General features: G+C 60.4%; 15 protein-coding genes. 5 read left to right on the top strand and 10 right to left on the bottom strand.

From position 1 onward, the window contains the following. Positions 1–76: 76 nt before the first annotated feature. From FJ443_RS08495 to fdhF, 3 genes are all read left to right on the top strand, one after another. A complete protein-coding gene (locus FJ443_RS08495) occupies positions 77–328 on the top strand; it encodes a sulfurtransferase TusA family protein (RefSeq protein WP_224618804.1) in 252 nt (83 codons plus the stop codon). A 149-nt stretch (positions 329–477) separates the two neighbouring features. Then, positions 478–2,151, top strand: a complete 1,674-nt coding sequence (locus tag FJ443_RS08500; RefSeq protein WP_140663500.1) for an NAD(P)H-dependent oxidoreductase subunit E — start codon at positions 478–480, stop codon at positions 2,149–2,151. Beyond that, positions 2,151–4,943: a formate dehydrogenase subunit alpha gene (gene fdhF / locus FJ443_RS08505; RefSeq protein ID WP_140630415.1), complete on the top strand. Its 2,793-nt coding sequence runs from the start codon at positions 2,151–2,153 to the stop codon at positions 4,941–4,943. Before FJ443_RS08500 ends, fdhF begins: the two co-directional genes overlap by 1 nt. Positions 4,944–5,206: 263 nt before the next feature. On the opposite strand, the gene FJ443_RS31620 is transcribed toward fdhF, so the two are convergent. From FJ443_RS31620 to FJ443_RS08555, 10 genes are all read right to left on the bottom strand, one after another. Beyond that, positions 5,207–5,581 carry an SH3 domain-containing protein gene (locus FJ443_RS31620; RefSeq protein ID WP_281405485.1) on the bottom strand — a complete coding sequence of 125 codons (375 nt, stop codon included), beginning with the start codon at positions 5,579–5,581 and terminating at the stop codon, positions 5,207–5,209. Between the two features lie 327 nt (positions 5,582–5,908). Next, positions 5,909–7,264: a D-alanyl-D-alanine carboxypeptidase family protein gene (locus FJ443_RS08515; protein ID WP_246681204.1), complete on the bottom strand. Its 1,356-nt coding sequence runs from the start codon at positions 7,262–7,264 to the stop codon at positions 5,909–5,911. 234 nt (positions 7,265–7,498) lie between these two features. After that, a complete protein-coding gene (locus tag FJ443_RS08520; protein WP_140622759.1) occupies positions 7,499–8,191 on the bottom strand; it encodes an amino acid ABC transporter permease in 693 nt (230 codons plus the stop codon). Positions 8,192–8,211: 20 nt separating this feature from the next. Then, positions 8,212–8,928: an amino acid ABC transporter permease gene (locus FJ443_RS08525; RefSeq protein WP_140499340.1), complete on the bottom strand. Its 717-nt coding sequence runs from the start codon at positions 8,926–8,928 to the stop codon at positions 8,212–8,214. A 66-nt stretch (positions 8,929–8,994) separates the two neighbouring features. After that, entirely contained in the window at positions 8,995–9,822 is an 828-nt protein-coding gene (locus FJ443_RS08530) for a transporter substrate-binding domain-containing protein (RefSeq protein WP_140499338.1), read from the bottom strand. A 24-nt stretch (positions 9,823–9,846) separates the two neighbouring features. Then, complete coding sequence (locus FJ443_RS08535) at positions 9,847–10,587, bottom strand: amino acid ABC transporter ATP-binding protein (RefSeq protein WP_140663502.1); 741 nt, start codon at positions 10,585–10,587, stop codon at positions 9,847–9,849. 57 nt (positions 10,588–10,644) lie between these two features. Next, on the bottom strand, positions 10,645–11,208 hold the full coding sequence (locus FJ443_RS08540; RefSeq protein WP_140517387.1) for a peroxidase-related enzyme: 564 nt from the start codon (positions 11,206–11,208) through the stop codon (positions 10,645–10,647). Then, the gene (locus FJ443_RS08545) at positions 11,205–11,687 is read right to left on the bottom strand and encodes a hypothetical protein (protein ID WP_140521339.1); all 483 of its coding nucleotides are present in this window, start codon (positions 11,685–11,687) and stop codon (positions 11,205–11,207) included. The genes FJ443_RS08540 and FJ443_RS08545 overlap by 4 nt, the downstream gene beginning before the upstream one ends. Next, complete coding sequence (locus FJ443_RS08550; RefSeq protein ID WP_140663504.1) at positions 11,684–13,153, bottom strand: NAD(P)/FAD-dependent oxidoreductase; 1,470 nt, start codon at positions 13,151–13,153, stop codon at positions 11,684–11,686. The genes FJ443_RS08545 and FJ443_RS08550 overlap by 4 nt, the downstream gene beginning before the upstream one ends. Next, a complete protein-coding gene (locus FJ443_RS08555) occupies positions 13,150–14,121 on the bottom strand; it encodes a LysR family transcriptional regulator (RefSeq protein ID WP_140517381.1) in 972 nt (323 codons plus the stop codon). Before FJ443_RS08555 ends, FJ443_RS08550 begins: the two co-directional genes overlap by 4 nt. Before the next feature lie 242 nt (positions 14,122–14,363). On the opposite strand from FJ443_RS08555, the gene FJ443_RS08560 reads away from it, so the two are divergent. Both FJ443_RS08560 and FJ443_RS08565 read left to right on the top strand, forming a co-directional pair. Then, positions 14,364–15,434 (top strand): NAD/NADP-dependent octopine/nopaline dehydrogenase family protein, encoded by a 1,071-nt coding sequence (locus tag FJ443_RS08560; protein ID WP_140499326.1) that lies wholly within the window; start codon positions 14,364–14,366, stop codon positions 15,432–15,434. Positions 15,435–15,653: 219 nt separating this feature from the next. Further along, positions 15,654–15,935 carry a metal-sensing transcriptional repressor gene (locus FJ443_RS08565; protein ID WP_140521342.1) on the top strand — a complete coding sequence of 94 codons (282 nt, stop codon included), beginning with the start codon at positions 15,654–15,656 and terminating at the stop codon, positions 15,933–15,935. Positions 15,936–15,943: the final 8 nt, after the last annotated feature.

The raw sequence follows: 15,943 nt of genomic DNA on the forward strand, positions 1-15,943 counted from the left end.
GCGCCGTCGGATCGCGTCCTCGAAACGAGAGCCGCAACCCAGGCTCGATTGACGCGGCCAGGTCCCGTCGGGCATCATGCCGACCATGATAACCACGACGAAGCTGGATCTGACCGGGCTTAAGTGCCCTTTGCCCGCGCTCAAGACCCGCAAGGCGTTGAAAGCCTTGAGGCCAGGCGAGCGGCTCGAGGTTCACTGCACGGACCCGCTGGCGGTCATCGATATCCCCAATCTGCTCAACGAGATGGGCGAGCGACTTGAAGCGACGGAGCGCGACGGCGATCGCGTCGTGTTCATGATCGAAAAGACGCAGCCCGCGACGATGTGACGAGTTGCACCCCGTCGGCGGCGGCCCCAAGATTTGCGACGCAATGCTTGCGCTAGTCGTGCAGGGGACATGTCGTGCCTCATAGTCGACATCCTGGTCCGCGGGGTATCGTTAAGAGGTAAGGGCGTTTCACTCGGGGAGGTGAGCACATGACGATCCAGGAACGACGGCCGCGTGATCGCGGACCAAAGGGCAGGCCGCTGGATGACGCTGCGCTCGCCGAGGTTCAGGCGCTCCTGGGCGCGCGCCAGCGACGGCGCGACTTGCTGATCGAATTCCTTCATCTGATCCAGGACCGATATGGCTGCCTGTCGGCGCGGCATTTGCGGGCGCTGGCGCAAGATATGCGCTTGTCGCAGGCCGAGGTCTACGAGGTGGCGACCTTCTACGACCATTTCGACGTTGTGAAGGAAGGCGAGATGCCGCCTGCGCCGTTGACAATCCGCGTGTGCGATTCAGTGAGTTGCATGCTGGCGGGCGCCGACACGCTCCTGGCTGAATTGCAAGCGGGCGCCGATCCAGCGGCGATCAGGGTCATGCGCGCGCCCTGCATGGGCCGTTGCGCTGGCGCGCCTGCCGCGCGTATCGGTGATCGCGAGGTCGACCAGGCAACCGCCGAGGGCCTGAGGCGCATGGCCGCGGCAGCGGAGACCGGTGTGAACGTGCCCGATTATGTCGGGCTGGAGGCGTATCGGCAGGCGGGCGGCTACCAGCTTTTGCAGCGGGTACGGATTGGGGCGCTGACCACGGACGAGCTCATCGCCACCGTGGGCGATGCGGGCTTGAGGGGTCTGGGCGGTGCGGGTTTTCCCGCTGGCAAGAAGTGGCAGTTCGTGCGTTCCTATCCGGGCCCGCGTCTGATGTCGATCAATGGCGACGAGGGGGAGCCCGGCACCTTCAAGGACCGCATCTATCTCGAGCGAGATCCGCACCGTGCCTTTGAGGGTGCATTGATCGCGGCGCACGCCGTCGAGGCGGAACGGATCTATCTTTACATGCGTGACGAATACCCTGCGGTGCTCGCCATTCTTCGTCAGGAGATCGCCGCACTCGAGGCCACCGGCATCGTCAAGCCGGGCTTCATCGAGCTCCGCCGCGGCGCTGGTGCGTATATCTGCGGCGAGGAGAGTGCGATGCTGGAAAGCATCGAGGGCAAGCGCGGCATGCCGCGCCACCGCCCCCCCTACATCGCCGAGGTCGGCCTGTTCGGACGACCGACGCTCAACCATAATGTCGAGACGCTCTGGTGGATCCGCGACATCGTCGAAAAGGGCGCGCAATGGTTCGCTGCGCAGGGCAGGCCCGGCCACCCTGGCATCCGCTCATGGTCCGTATCCGGCCGGGTGAAAAATCCCGGCGTCAAGCTGGCGCCGGCCGGCGTCACGGTACGCGAATTGATCGACGACTATTGCGGCGGTATGGCGGACGGTCATGAGTTCAAGGCCTATTTGCCGGGTGGCGCCTCAGGCGGCATCCTGCCAGCAGCACTGGGGGACATTCCGCTCGATTTCGGCGGCGATCTGGCCAAGCAGGGCGCCTTCGTCGGGTCCCATGCTATAGTCGTGTTCTCGCGGGCCGACAATATAAAGCAGGTCACGCTCAACCTCATGAAATTCTTCAAACATGAGAGCTGCGGGAAGTGCACGCCTTGTCGCGAGGGAACCGAAAAGTTGGTGGCTATCTTGCAGGAGCAGGGCCCGATGCCGGAAGATAAGATTCGCGACCTCGAAGCCGTGATGCGCGATTCGTCGATCTGCGGCCTGGGCCAGGCGGCGCCCAATCCGATCAACCATCTGCTGACGCATTTCCGGAGTGACCTCTGATGGCCGAGAGCGTGGTATTCACCCTCAATGGGCAAACCGTGAGCGCCGCCCCTGGCGAGACTATCTGGGATGTCGCCAAGCGCCAGGGAACAAAGATTCCGCATCTGTGCCATGTCGACATGCCGGGCTATCGTCCCGACGGCAATTGCCGCGCCTGCATGGTCGACATCGAAGGCGAGCGCGTGCTGGCTGCCTCCTGCGTTCGCCAGCCTTCCGCCGGCATGGTCGTGAAAACCGATACCGAACGCGCCCGCAAATCGCGCGAGATGGTATTCGAGCTCCTCGCAAGCAACATGCGACCGGCGAGCGACGGTCCAGACAACCAGTCGGCATTCTGGCAATGGGCCGGTTCGATGGGGATTTCGGGCAGCCGATACCGTTCCAAGTTCACCGAGGAGGGGCTAGCGCCAGAATTCGACATCACCAATCCGGCCATTGCCGTCAATCTCGACGCGTGCATCACCTGCGGCGCTTGCGTGCGCGCCTGCCGCGAGGTGCAGGTCAACGACGTGATCGGCATGGCCGAGCGCGGCAATCACTCGATTCCTGTCTTCGATATGCACGATCCGATGGGCCTGTCGACCTGCGTCACCTGTGGCGAATGCGTCCAGGCTTGCCCGACTGGTGCGCTCTACGAGAAATCGCTGATGGACGAGACCGGCAAGACGCGTGTCGTCCAGGCGTTCGACAAGGTCGTCGATACGGTTTGCCCGTTTTGCGGCGTTGGCTGCCAGACGCAGGTCGCTGTCAAGGACAATAAAATCGTCCAGGTTGACGGCCGTAACGGTCCGGCGAACGAGAACCGGCTCTGCGTCAAGGGGCGCTTTGGCTTCGACTATGTGATGTCGCCCGAACGGCTGACGAAGCCGCTGATCCGTCGCGACGACGCGCCGAAGGCCGGCGACATTGATCTGCGCAGTGTCGACCCGCTGACAGTGTTCCGCGAGGCCAGCTGGGAAGAGGCGCTGGAGCGCGCTGCCAGCGGGCTGAAACGCATCCGCGACCAGCATGGTGGCAAGGCGCTGGCTGGCTTCGGCTCGGCAAAGGGGTCGAATGAGGAGGCCTATCTCTTCCAGAAATTCGTCCGGCAGGGTTTCGGCACCAACAATATCGACCACTGCACCCGGCTCTGCCACGCCTCTTCCGTGGCCGCTCTGATGGAGGGCGTCGGCTCTGGCGCGGTCTCGGCGCCTTTCATGGACGCCATGAAGGCCGAATGCGTGATCATCATCGGGGCGCGGCCGGCGACAAACCATCCAGTGGCCGCCACCTATTTCAAGCAAGCGGCAAAGCGCGGCACCAAGCTGATCGTGATGGATCCGCGCGGCCAGGAACTGATGCGCCACGCCAGCTATGCGCTGCGCTTCAAGCCGGGCAGCGACGTGGCGATGCTCAACGCGCTGCTGCACGTCATCATAGAAGAGAGGCTCTATGACGAGCAGTACATCCAGGCCAATGTCTCCGGCTTCGAGGCATTGAAGGCCAAGGTGAAGGATTTTTCGCCCGAGGCGATGGCTCCCGTCTGCGGCATCGAGGCCGGTGTACTGCGCGAGGTGGCGCGCACCTATGCCAAGGCGGAGCGCTCGATGATTTTTTGGGGCATGGGCATTTCGCAGCACACCCACGGCACGGACAATTCGCGCTGCCTGATCGCGCTGGCGCTGATCACGGGGCATGTCGGGCGCGCCGGCACAGGCCTGCATCCGCTGCGCGGCCAGAACAATGTCCAGGGCGCCTCGGACGCGGGCCTCATCCCGATGTATTTCCCCGACTACAAATCGGTGGAGAATGCCGATATCCGCGGCCAGTACGAGAATTTCTGGGGCCAGACGCTCGACCCCAAACGCGGCTTGACCGTCGTCGAGATCGTCGACGCGATCCATGACGGCGAGATCCGGGGCATGTACATCATGGGCGAGAACCCGGCCATGTCCGATCCGGACCAGAGCCATGCGCGCGCCGCACTCGCCAAGCTAGAGCATCTGGTTGTTCAGGACATCTTCCTGACCGAAACAGCGTGGCATGCCGACGTGGTGCTCCCTGCCTCCGCGCATGCTGAGAAGCTCGGCACTTACACCAATACCAATCGGCAGGTGCAGATCGGCCGGCCGGCCGTCAACCTGCCGGGCGAGGCGCGGCAGGATCTCGATCTCATCATCGAGCTTGCCAGACGCATGGGGCTGGACTGGAACTACGGGCACGTTTCGGACGTCTTCGGCGAAATGGCGCAAGTAATGCCGTCGCTGAAGCACATTTCCTGGGAGCGCATCGAACGCGAGGAGTCCGTCGTCTATCCTGCCGATGGTCCTGATGTTCCTGGCAACGAGATCGTCTTCACCACCGGGTTTCCGACCGCGGATGGCCGCGGGCGCATCGTGCCCGCCGACCTCCTGCCTCCCGACGAGGTGCCCGACGACGAATATCCTCTGGTGCTAACCACCGGGCGCCTGCTGGAGCACTGGCACACGGGCGCCATGACACGCCGCGCCGGGGTGCTCAACGCGATCGAGCCCTACGGCATTGCTGCAATGAATCCCTACGAGATCAAGCGCCGCGGCCTGGCGCAGGGAGACGTGATCAACGTGGAGACGCGGCGCGGCATTGTCGAAGCCATTCTGCGGGCCGATCGAGAGGTCGCCGATGGCATGGTGTTCATGCCGTTCTGCTTTAATGAGAGCCCGGCCAACATGCTTACCAATCCTATGCTCGATCCTTACGGCAAGATCCCCGAGTTCAAATATTGTGCCGCGCGGATCGTGGCGGCATCGAGATCGGTCGAAGCTGCCGAATGACGTTTGGAACCTGCCCGCGGAGGTAGTGTTGGGAGACGGCTGACTTGAGGAAGTCCATTGCTCGACGGCCGCCGGAATAGTCGGGCAGGCCGTCGCGAAGGCTCGCGACAGGTGGGAGGGGCGCTATCGCCGGCCAGATGTCAGCCATAGTTGTGCGGAACGCCCTCAACTCGGCGTTCTTCTCGCGAGGTTTGATTTGGCTGAAGGCGACGCGAAATGCCATCACCGGCCGACCAGCAGCAGCCTTCTGACGAGTGCTGCTGTTAGAGTGTTTCGTTAGGATAGACGCCCCAAAGGCGGGTTTGCCTGACGAAACCTGCCAGCGACTTGACCGCGACCCTGCACCATTGCCCGTCGCAGCGCACCAGTTCGACAATTACTTCCGGCGCCAGCCAGGCGGTGACGAGGCTGGAAACCGAAGGCTTCCGGCGCAGCGCGATCTTGTCCTTGCTCCATGGGGCGGTTACAGCGGTCCTTCGCCCCGAAAGAAGCGGACCGAAGACCCAGCCGGATGTTCCCTGCCAATCTCGCACGCGCCGCCAGTTTCCATATTCCTGGTAGATTTCAAGCGGAATCCTGGGCCGGACATAAACCCATTCGACGTCATATTGGGTGCCCGGTCCGACCCGCATATTCACAGGAGAACTCTTCAACGACGCGAAGCGGGGCAAGGCAATCCCGTTGACAGCAGCTTGAGGGCCGGCCTTTGTGACAGTTGCAACACATAGTGCAGCGATGAGGCAACAACGAAGGACGCTACCCGTGACGAAAAAGCCGCAACCGGTGTCTTGATAAGTCGACGAGACGACGTTGCTCCGAGGCGCACAACCGCGGCGTCTCACAGCGAAGCCCCATGCGAAGGATTGAAGAGGGCTCGAGGACATCTTTCGATATTGCCGCGTGGTCCTGGTGAGACAACGTCGGGAGAGGCGAGTTGCAGCGTTCGCATGGGCGTTCGATCCCACCTACCGAGTGAGCGCGTAGCAATCGATTTTTTTGAGCGCCAGTCGCCCGCAAGCGCGCCACGCTTCCGACTTGTTATCGAAGCCGGCATATCGGGCGCGGTAGTACACATCGCCATCTTTTTCGAAGGCCTCGGTAAAAGCAGAAGTGTTCGAAAGCAGTTTTGGCGCTTTGCGAGCCGCGAGTGAAAGGATTTCACGAGCTGCGGCCTTGCTTGGCATCGATCCAATCTGGATGATCCATTGACCTTCTTGGGTGGAAGCGGTGCTGATCGGATCGATGGCATCGGCAGACAAGGCCTGCTCCCTGGACACATCGCCCATCGCCTCAGCGGCGAAAGCGGCTCGGGAATCGGCCACCCGGGCTGGCTTCCACGTCGGAGTGGGCACCGATGCGTTCGAAGCCGCGGAGGCGACCAATGCGCTTTCTCCGCCACGATCGATCCTGAACCGGTCCGGACCGTTGGAAGCCTTAGCCAGATAGCGGCTGATGAGACGCTTCATGCGTGCATCTCGGCTCCTGACCGTATGTCCGCCCATCACCACCGCGACGATGCTGCGGCCCTGCGCCTCGACGGAAGAAACCAGGTTGAAGCCCGAGGCATTCGTGTATCCCGTTTTGATCCCATCCACGCCCTTCACCCGGCCGAGCAGATGGTTGTGATTGCCGAAGCGCCGACCTTTGTATTTGAAGGATCGGGTGTTGAAGTAGGAATAATAGCCAGGGTGATGATCCCTGAGCGCCAGGCCAAGGCGTGCCATGTCGCGCGCCGTGGTCTTCTGGGCTGTGTCGGGCAGTCCGTTAGCGTTCCTGAACGTGGTGGAGGTCATTCCCAACTGTCGTGCTTTTTGCGTCATGAGACGTGCAAAGCCGACCTCCGACCCGCCGAGGAACTCGCCAATGGCCGTCGCGGCATCGTTGGCGGACTTCGTTACCAGCGCCAATATGACCTGTTCGACGGTGATCGTTTGACCCTGCTTCAGTCCGAGCTTGGAGGGCGCCTCGTTGGCAGCATTGGCCGATACCGGTATTGCCGTGCCTTTCGAGATCCTGCCGCTCTCGAGGGCGTCGAAGATGAGGTAGAGCGTCATCATCTTGGTGAGAGATGCTGGATAGCGCGGAACGTCCGCATGATCCCTGTAGAGGGTCTTGCCGGTCTTGGCATCGATGACAATGGCTGAAAATCTGGAATTGGCCTGCACGGCGGAAGCAGAGGCGGCGCAAAACACGATGACGACCGAGATCCTCAAGGCGAATTTCAACAATGACGCCGGCAAGGCGACAAGCTTCTCCAATACCAGATACATTCGCCCGCCCGTCGCCGCTCCGTGTAAAATGTGGCCGGGCGATCCGGCCATCGGATCACGAAGCTAGGCAGGCACCGTTACCAATTGGTTATCGCATTCTTAACGAGAGGCCTCAAATTGTCTCGGCTCTATCCCTCGATTCCGCACCAGATAAGGTCGGTCGCCGTGACGGTTCGCGGAACTTGACGCCGCACGGCTCGAGGCGCGCATCGATTGCGGCGCCGACTACCAGGATGCTTCCGCGGAAGACAAGCCGATCTTGCTAGAAGATTCTATTCTACATCCTCACGTCCGTACCCTAAGCGCTTGCTCCAGCCTGTCGGCGATCTGTGTGACGAGATAGGCAATCACCATGTAGATCACGACGGCAATTACGAAGGCTTCGAGATAGTAGAAATTCAACGCGGCGGTCAGCTGTGACTGCGCGAAGATATCGACAACTTCGATGGCGAATCCGAGTGAAAGCGCCTTCATGATAACCATCATCGAGGTTGTCAGATCGGGAATTGCTGTCAGGGCGACCTGGGGAAATAGCACCCGTCGAAACAGTTGCCCCCTTGTATAGCCAAGCGAATAGGCTGCGTCTGCCTGACCGGTGTCAAAGGCGTTGAGGGCTCCCTTGATAATCTCGGCCTGGAACGCGGCGACACAGCCGGTCACCGCAATGACAAGGATAACCCAATTGGGCGTTTGGTGGGCGTTGAAGTCTATGCCAACCAATGAAAACAGAAACTGAAGCGCGGGGGGAAGACCGAAATAGGCGAGGAAGATCACGATCACCATCGGAACGCCCTTGAAGACGACCTTGTAGGCCATGACGAGCTCTCGCAGTGCGGGAATCCGTCTATATTCCACAAGCGCAAACAGGCTGCCGACCATCGTCGAGAGCACGAAGATCGTGAGGGCCATTGCAAGCGTTACGGGTACGGCGCCCAGAATTTCCCGCGAGTCCTGGAGCAGGATATCGGTCTCAAACATGGTCAAATACCCTTGTTAGGTCACACGCTCGCGATCAGTGTGTTCTTGATCTGAGCAGATGTCGTAGCCTCCGGTGCCTGCATCGGGGAACGAAGCTCGAAGAAGCGGACGATGAGCCATGCGATCAGGCACATCACCGAATAGATGACCGCCAGCACGAGATAGGTTTCGAACTGGTACTGATTATAGTCGCGCTCCATGATCAAATGCGCGGTCGCCATGACATCCGCCGCCCCGATGTACATCACCAGCGCAACGTTATGGATCAGGTAGATGACGGAGTTCCCGTAGCCCGGCAATGCGAAGTGCACTGCTTGTGGCCCGATGACGCGCGTGATTTTCTGGCGAAAGGTATATCCAAGACTGTCTGCCGCATCATGCTGGCCGCGATCGACGGCCAGATATGCAGGTCGCAGGACTTCTGACAGGTAGCCGCCGTGATAAAAGCTCAATGCCACCATCGCAGCGATCGTCGGCGAGAAAAAATCTTCGGAGCCGAACAGGATTACCAGCAAGGGAAGCCCGTAAAACGCAACGAACAATTGGAGGACGACGGGAACACTCCGGGCATAGGATACGTAGAGATCCGCCAGGTGACTGATCACTGGCACCCTGCGGACCCGGAGTGTTGTCGCAAGGAGAGCTAGGCAGAACCCAGCAATGAGGGCCGTAAAAGTGATGGCCAGCGTCAGCGGCAACGCCGAGAGCAACTCGGGAATCATAGCAGAAACGTCCACTTGGAACACTCCTTCTTGCAGTTCTGCCTCAACGCCGGCTATCCAGATGCAGCTGAGGACGCCTTGTTACTTCATGTATTTCACGATGTCCTCGCCGAACCACTTCTGCGAGAGCTTGTCGATCGTGCCGTCGTCCTTCAGTTCCTTGAGCACCTTGTTGACGTCCTCGGCCAGGATCTTGTTTTCCGCTGACCGGTGAATCAGCATGTACGTGTTGTTGCTGTAGACCGGATCGGATGCGACGATATCGAGCTTCTTGTTGTCGATGACCGCCTGCTCACCGAGGTTAGACGGTAGAACCAATGCGTCGAACTTGCCGTTCTGAACTTCATCCAGGCGGTTCGGGTAGGGGATCCCGGCGCTCGATGCCGTGACGTCGAGCTTGTATTGCGGATTCTCTTTCTGCCAGTTCATGATGAACTTGTAGGTTCCGCCACCGGCTGTGGTCGGAACGATCCTCTTGCCGACCAGGTCCTTCATTTCCTTTATGCCGCTGTCTTTCTTGCTGTAGATTTTCATCAGACTGGCGCCCATCGGGTTCTCTGGAATGATGAATTGCTTCTCTCGCTCGGGCGACTTGTAGTAGCCACCTACGGCGATGTCGTACTTCCCGGTGGCAAGGCCGGTTTCCTGGGCGATGTCGGACACACCTTCCATTTCGAACTTGTATTGCGGTAGCTTCGCATTGATCGCCCTCAGAAGATCGGGCTCATAGCCTTGCGGTTCGACGCCGATGGCGCCCCAGGCCAGCGGCTTGGATTCGGCAGACGTCGCGATCTTGATCGTCCGGACGGTCTGACCATAGCTGGTCCCCGCGGTTGCGAGGGCAATTGCGATGCCACCAGCGACGGCCAGGACATAGCGGCGGGAAAAACCGGATGTGATTGCAGACATTTCTTGGGTTCCCTTCTTGTTGAGCTATTGAAAAGCGAGTTCCGACTGCAGGAATTGAGCCAGTCGTGGACTGGAAGGCGCGTCGAAGATTTCAGCCGGACTGCCGTCGGCGGCAACCACGCCACGGTCCATGAAAACGATCCGGTTCGAGATGTTCTTTGCGAATTGCATCTCGTGGGTCACAAGCAGCGACGTGATCCCTGACGACGTGACATCCTTGATCACCTTCAAAACTTCACCGACAAGTTCAGGGTCCAGCGATGACGTAGGCTCATCGAAGAGGATGACGTCAGGACGCACCGCCAGCGCGCGTGCGATGCCGGTGCGCTGGAGCTGGCCGCCCGAGAGCTGGGATGGATAGCTGCCTCGCTTCGACGAGAGACCGACCCGATCGAGCTCTCTGAGCGCGATTTCCCGCGCCTCTTCCCTGGATTTGCGCTGCACCACAACGAGCGGATCCATCACGTTCTGGAGGACCGTCATGTTCTTGAAGACGTTGAACTGCTGAAAGACCATCGCCGTCCTCAACCGGATCGCCTGGACAGCGGCCTTGTCGGCACGCTGGTAGTCCATCCGAATCTGATCGAACGCGATGGTTCCTGACGACGGCTTGGCCAGATAGTTGATGCATTTCAGCAGCGTGGTCTTGCCGGTGCCACTGGGGCCGATGATCGACACCACGTCACCCCGCTTTACCGAGAGATTGACGCCGTTCAGGACCTGCGTGCTTCCGTAAGACAGCTTTATATCTTTGAGTTCAAGCATTGCTGGTTGGCCCTTCGGGAAGTGTGGGACGGACTGGCTTGACCGGATGCAACGTCATCACCCGCTCTCCGCATGGCCCAGGACGTGCATCAGCCGGTTTGCCCAGCCGAAGATCGCTATGGCGTGGACGAGGTCGATGATCTCGGCATCATTCATGCCGACTGATCGCAGCGAGGCGACGTCGTCTGCCGTCGCTTCCGACGGCGCCGCCGACAGGCGGCGGGCAAAGTTGTAGATTGCCGCATCGCGCGACCCAAGCTTTTCAGGTTTGTCGAGATACAGCGCCGTGACCACTTCATCGCTCTTGGTCAGCTCTGCATGCCGGCGGGCGTGAACGACGGCACAGAATTTGCAGCCATTGACGATCGAGGCACCCAGTGCGCCAAGCTCGCGGTCGGGACGGGCAAGCCCGCCCTCGACGTACATGATCGCGTTGAACAACACCGTGCGGGCAAGATAGCTCTCGGGATCATGCACAAGGGTGCGCACATATTCCGAAACTTTCTTGGCCGACGGCGTAACCTTCATTGCTTCGAGCTGTTCCGGCGTTGCCTCCGATAGCTCGACCGGTGCGATATAGGGATGCCAATTCAGCGGCTTCAGGCGCACCGAGGAAATCATGCCCGCCTCATCAATCGCAAGCCGGTCGCGACCCGGGTCTGGAAGTTGATGAAGGCAATCAATTCGGAGAGCGCAACGATCTGGGGATCGTTCAATCCGGCTTGGGCGAGCAGGGCAATGTGGCTCGCCTCCGCCTTTTTCGGCGTCAGGGTGATCAGGTCAACATGTCGGGCGATGGTCGCCAGAGGTTCATTCAAATCCGTTTCCCCCCGGGCCAAGGACAGAAGCTGCTCCGTGGGACCAAGCTGAGCCAGTTGTACATCATATTCGGCCATCAGGACGGGATCGGCGTTCAGAGCTGCCATGCGACGGGCCAGAGCGACCCGCAAATTCGGTGCCAGCCCCTGATCGTTTGCCGGCTGCAGGACGGAGAGGCGACATTCCTCAGCCCCTCGCACGAATTCGGGCCGAAACCGCCGTGCAGCGAAAAGGGCATCGTCCGGTGAAAGACCCGCAGCCTTGTCCATTGCGTCGATCACAGTGCGGCTTCCTTATGCAACAAGGGTGTTGAATCGACCCATTCGTCGCCCAGAAGTTCCGGGGTGTCGTAGGCGATCAGATTGGCGAAGTGGGTTTCGACATCTTCGGCGAACAGCGACGCGGCAATGCCGCGGACCAGACGGTCGGCACCGGCGCTGACGGCCGGGATATCGCCGGAGACCTTGCCATGGGTCAGCATGGCGGCGTCGTTGAAGCAGTGGACATGCGCCAGCATCGGGCAGGAACCGGGGACGCGCTCGCGAAATTCGAAGGCGGGGCCGAGATCCGGTGCCTCCAACATGCCTGCGCGCGGCGGCCCCATGTCCGGCGTATATCGACCATCCGACCAGGTGCGGATGTGTGGGGCGAAGGCGGCGAATTCCGGGCGACCACTGAAGTCATTTGAAAAGCCGGTCGCAGCGATCATGAAATCGTAGCGCATCGGCCCTTGCGTGGTTCCGACCAGAAGGCCTCCGGCATCTTCCTTCACCGCGACCACACCACAGTCGAGAAAGAAGCGGGCATTCGCATGACGAGACACGCGAAGCGTCGATGAACGCGGCGGCGGCGTCTGGGTCGAGGCGGTGTAGTCGAAGAATCTCCACTTCCAGGAATCGGGCAAATGATACATGCCGAGGATGACACCTTGGCTGCCGATCCCGGTCAGCTTGTTGATCCGCGGCATTTCCTTGCGCCGGATCAACATGTCGACTGAACCGGCGCCCGCCTCGAGCGCCGTCGCGGCATTGTCCATCGAAGAGGCGCCGGCGCCGATAACCGCAACACGCTTGCCCTTCAGTGCATCAAAATCGATGTCGTCGGCAGAATGGGCCCAATAGGAGCGATCGATGCCCCTGAGGAAATCGGGCACGGCAAAACCGCCGAGACCGGACCGACCGGTGGCTAGAACGAGACGACGGGTGAGAACCCGGCCGGTTTCCGCGCCCTCGACATCGATCGCAATCAGATCGCCAACGGCTGCAACGCCTGTCATGCGCACGCTGTTGCGTACTGGCAGACCAAGCACGTTCCGGTACCAGACCAGGTAGTCCATCCACTGGCCTTTGGGGATTTTGTCCAGCGACCGCCATGCCTCGACGCCCCATTGTGCCGTGAACCAGGCGCGGAATGTCAGTTGCGGCAGACCGAGCGACGGACCGTGCAGCGTTTTCGGCGACCGGAGCGTTTGCATGCGGGCAAACGTTATCCATGGCCCTTCGAAGCCGGCCGGAGCCGCGTCATAGGCGACGACATTGGTTATCCCCGTCAGCACCAGCTTTGCGGTGGCAGCAAGTCCGCACATGCCGGCGCCGATCACAACGACGTCACGGACCGGCACGCCATCGCGCGAACGTGCGGGAACCCATGGCTTGGCAGGCAGTTCGAGAAAATCGAGGTCCTGAGCAAGTTGTGCTTCAAGCGCGGCTAGACCTCTCGGGGGGAGCGAACTGGGCGTGTGCTTCATATTCCCGTTCCGTGATTTGTGCCGGAGGCAGGATCGGTCACCAATTGGCCGGCCAGGGTCGGATCGAGTTTCTTGAAGCCAACGATCGACCGTTCAGCCACCGCCTCGACCGCATCCACCAACGCCTGCGCGACTGGACGAAGGGGGCGTTTTTCGCCAGCCACAACACCCCAATAAAAGAGGACGGTTACATCGATCGGGCGAATGACGACCCCAGGCAGGCCCACGCCATAGGCGGTGAGGGGGTCGATGACAGCCGCAACACCAGTCCGGCGTACGATCTGCAACGCGCCGTAGGCGGTATTCGTGCGGATTACTGGCCCGGTGTCGATGCCCCTGGCCGCCAACGCCTTGGAGACATGCAGCTGGAAACGCAGCGGGTTGAGCAACGTGGCGACGCGGCGGCCGGCAAAAGCGGAAAGCGGTATGACATCTAGTTCGGCCAGCGGATCATCCTCCCGCACGGCAGCAACATCAGGCGCCGAATAGAGCCGCAGGACATCCAGACCGGGCGTATCGAGCGGCAGGCTTGAAAACCCGACCTCGGCACGTCCGCTGCGCACTTCCTGAGCGACGGTCGAGGGAAGGAACTGCCCGAGATGCGTCTCGTGCGGAAGCTCGGCACCTTGGAGTTCAGCCAAGGCCGTAGGGATCAAGCCGGTGCCGATCGCGGAGGTGGTGACGATCTGCAGGATTCGCCCTCTGCCGGCGGCGATCATCTTGGCCCGCGCTGCGAGTTCGGTGAAGGACATCAGCAGGCGTCGTGCTTCCTCCTCGAACGCGACTCCTTCTTCAGACAACTGCACCCGTCGACCGATCCGATGCAGCAATTCGAAGCCAAGTTCGGCCTCGAGCTCCTGAATGGTGCGCGTCACCGCAGGCTGGGAACGCCCGAGCATGTCAGCCGCCCTGGTGATACTGCCGCTGGCAGCAACCGCAAGGAAGGTCTGAAGGTCCCGGGTTTCCATGTTTCTCCTACATGCGTAATCCGTATGATTGACATCGTCTCATTCGTTTTTGATATATGTCAAGCGGAAACGAATGTTCGTTACGGGCTTTGTGCATATGCCGGCCTCAGCGCCAGAACCCGGGTCGGAGGCGGACAGGGACGTCAGACGCGGCTCCAGCTTGCGAAGCCTCCTGAAGAAAAGAATTCAGGTGACGGCGGCAAGGATTCTCGAACCACAAAGCCTGCGACAGGAGGAATATTATGCGCGTGAGTATTCTGGGCGCCGGAGCAATTGCTTATGGCCTTGCCGCCTATTTGGCAGGATCGGGGCATTCGCCAATGCTTTGGTCACCGTCGGGGCAGCGCACCAAGGGGTTGGCTACCGGCGAATTGTTGAAAGCGACGGGGGACATCGCGGCGACGGTACCGGTGCGCATCGCCAAGGATTGCAAGGATGCCATCGCCAACGCGGACGTGGTGGTGATTGCACTTCCGGCTTACGGCCACAGGATGGTGATGGATGCTGCCGCCCCCCATCTGATCGATGGAATCCCGGTCATCATCAGTTCGCATTGTTCGTTCGGGGCACTGTATCTCTCCAGGCGGTTGGCGGAGCGCAAGGTCAGCTTGCCGATCGTCCTGTGGGGCACAACACTGTTGACCGGGCGGCAACTCGGGCCAACCGAGGTCCATGTCACCACCATTCGCCAGAAGCTTGATGTCGCGACGCTGCCTTTCAAAGCTCAGGATGAAGGATACGGATTTTGCACGAGCCTATTTGGTGATCGTTTTGTCAAGCGCGACGGCATGCTTGCGATCGCGCTCAGCAACCTCAATCCGCAAAACCACTTGGGAATTGCCCTCCTCAACCTGACACGCATGGAAAAAGCCGAGCAATGGAGCCAGGGGGGAAACGTCACCCCTGCCGCTGGCCGCCTTATCGAGGCTCTGGATGCCGAACGGCTAGCCATCGCGGCCCATTTTGGTATCGCGGTTCGCACCGTCCAGGAGCATTTTTCATTGTCGTTTCATGTTCCGAAGGGAACCGTTTCGGAGATGAACCAGGAGATGGATCGTCAAGGCCGTGGCGGCTTTGGTCCGACAACAATCGAAAGCCGCTACATTCTCGAGGATGTTCCGTTTGGACTGCTGCCGACCGTATTGTTGGGTAAGATCACCGAGAAACCGGCGACGCTCCACGAGTCTGGAGTTTCGATATTATCGGCGGCTTACGGTCGCGATCTCAAGGGGGATAACGATATTCTTCCCGCGCTCGGCCTCGAGGGAATAGCAAAGGCGGATCTTGAAAACCTTTGCCGCACGGGGTTTTGAGTGCGCCCGCAGCCGATACGGCATGATCACATTTAGGGGCGCCGCGCTACGTCATCGCGTCGGTGCATTTTAACAGTGGTGCGCAGCGTCAGGGCGATGTCGCTGGCGCCGCGATCGCCAGAACCAGCCATGCAACCCTCGAAAGTAGCGTTCGGGACGCCGCGGGGAATCGAGCATCCTGAATTGACAATATCCCCTCCGGGGGGATAGCACTTCAGAATGAAAGAGCGTCCCCACATTCACGAGACCCATCCCGACATCGTCAAACGGCTGAAGCGGGCCGACGGTCATCTGAGGGGCGTTATTGAGATGATCGAAGCAGGCCGGCCTTGCCTTGACATTGCCCAGCAGCTTCATGCCGTCGAAAGGGCTGTTTCCCAGGCCAAGAAGACGCTCATCCAGGATCACCTAAACAACTGCCTGGAAGATGTCGTGGGGCCGCTGCCGCGTGAGCAGCGCCGCTCGATCGATGAATTCAAGGACATCACCAAATACTTGTGAGACACGCT

It is taken from the genome of Mesorhizobium sp. B2-6-1 (assembly GCF_006440475.1).
Taxonomy (GTDB): Bacteria; Pseudomonadota; Alphaproteobacteria; order Rhizobiales; family Rhizobiaceae; genus Mesorhizobium.

Excerpts from the sequence above, each read along its gene's own strand:
- FJ443_RS08495 (WP_224618804.1), top strand. The coding sequence starts at position 77 with ATGCCGACCATGATAACCACGACGAAGCTGGATCTGACCGGGCTTAAG.
- FJ443_RS08520 (WP_140622759.1), bottom strand. The coding sequence starts at position 8,191 with ATGTTTGAGACCGATATCCTGCTCCAGGACTCGCGGGAAATTCTGGGC.
- FJ443_RS08565 (WP_140521342.1), top strand. The coding sequence starts at position 15,654 with ATGAAAGAGCGTCCCCACATTCACGAGACCCATCCCGACATCGTCAAA.
- FJ443_RS08550 (WP_140663504.1), bottom strand. The coding sequence starts at position 13,153 with ATGAAGCACACGCCCAGTTCGCTCCCCCCGAGAGGTCTAGCCGCGCTT.
- fdhF (WP_140630415.1), top strand. The coding sequence starts at position 2,151 with ATGGCCGAGAGCGTGGTATTCACCCTCAATGGGCAAACCGTGAGCGCC.
- FJ443_RS08560 (WP_140499326.1), top strand. The coding sequence starts at position 14,364 with ATGCGCGTGAGTATTCTGGGCGCCGGAGCAATTGCTTATGGCCTTGCC.
- FJ443_RS08515 (WP_246681204.1), bottom strand. The coding sequence starts at position 7,264 with ATGGCCGGATCGCCCGGCCACATTTTACACGGAGCGGCGACGGGCGGG.
- FJ443_RS08530 (WP_140499338.1), bottom strand. The coding sequence starts at position 9,822 with ATGTCTGCAATCACATCCGGTTTTTCCCGCCGCTATGTCCTGGCCGTC.
- FJ443_RS08540 (WP_140517387.1), bottom strand. The coding sequence starts at position 11,208 with ATGATTTCCTCGGTGCGCCTGAAGCCGCTGAATTGGCATCCCTATATC.
- FJ443_RS08555 (WP_140517381.1), bottom strand. The coding sequence starts at position 14,121 with ATGGAAACCCGGGACCTTCAGACCTTCCTTGCGGTTGCTGCCAGCGGC.
- FJ443_RS08535 (WP_140663502.1), bottom strand. The coding sequence starts at position 10,587 with ATGCTTGAACTCAAAGATATAAAGCTGTCTTACGGAAGCACGCAGGTC.
- FJ443_RS08500 (WP_140663500.1), top strand. The coding sequence starts at position 478 with ATGACGATCCAGGAACGACGGCCGCGTGATCGCGGACCAAAGGGCAGG.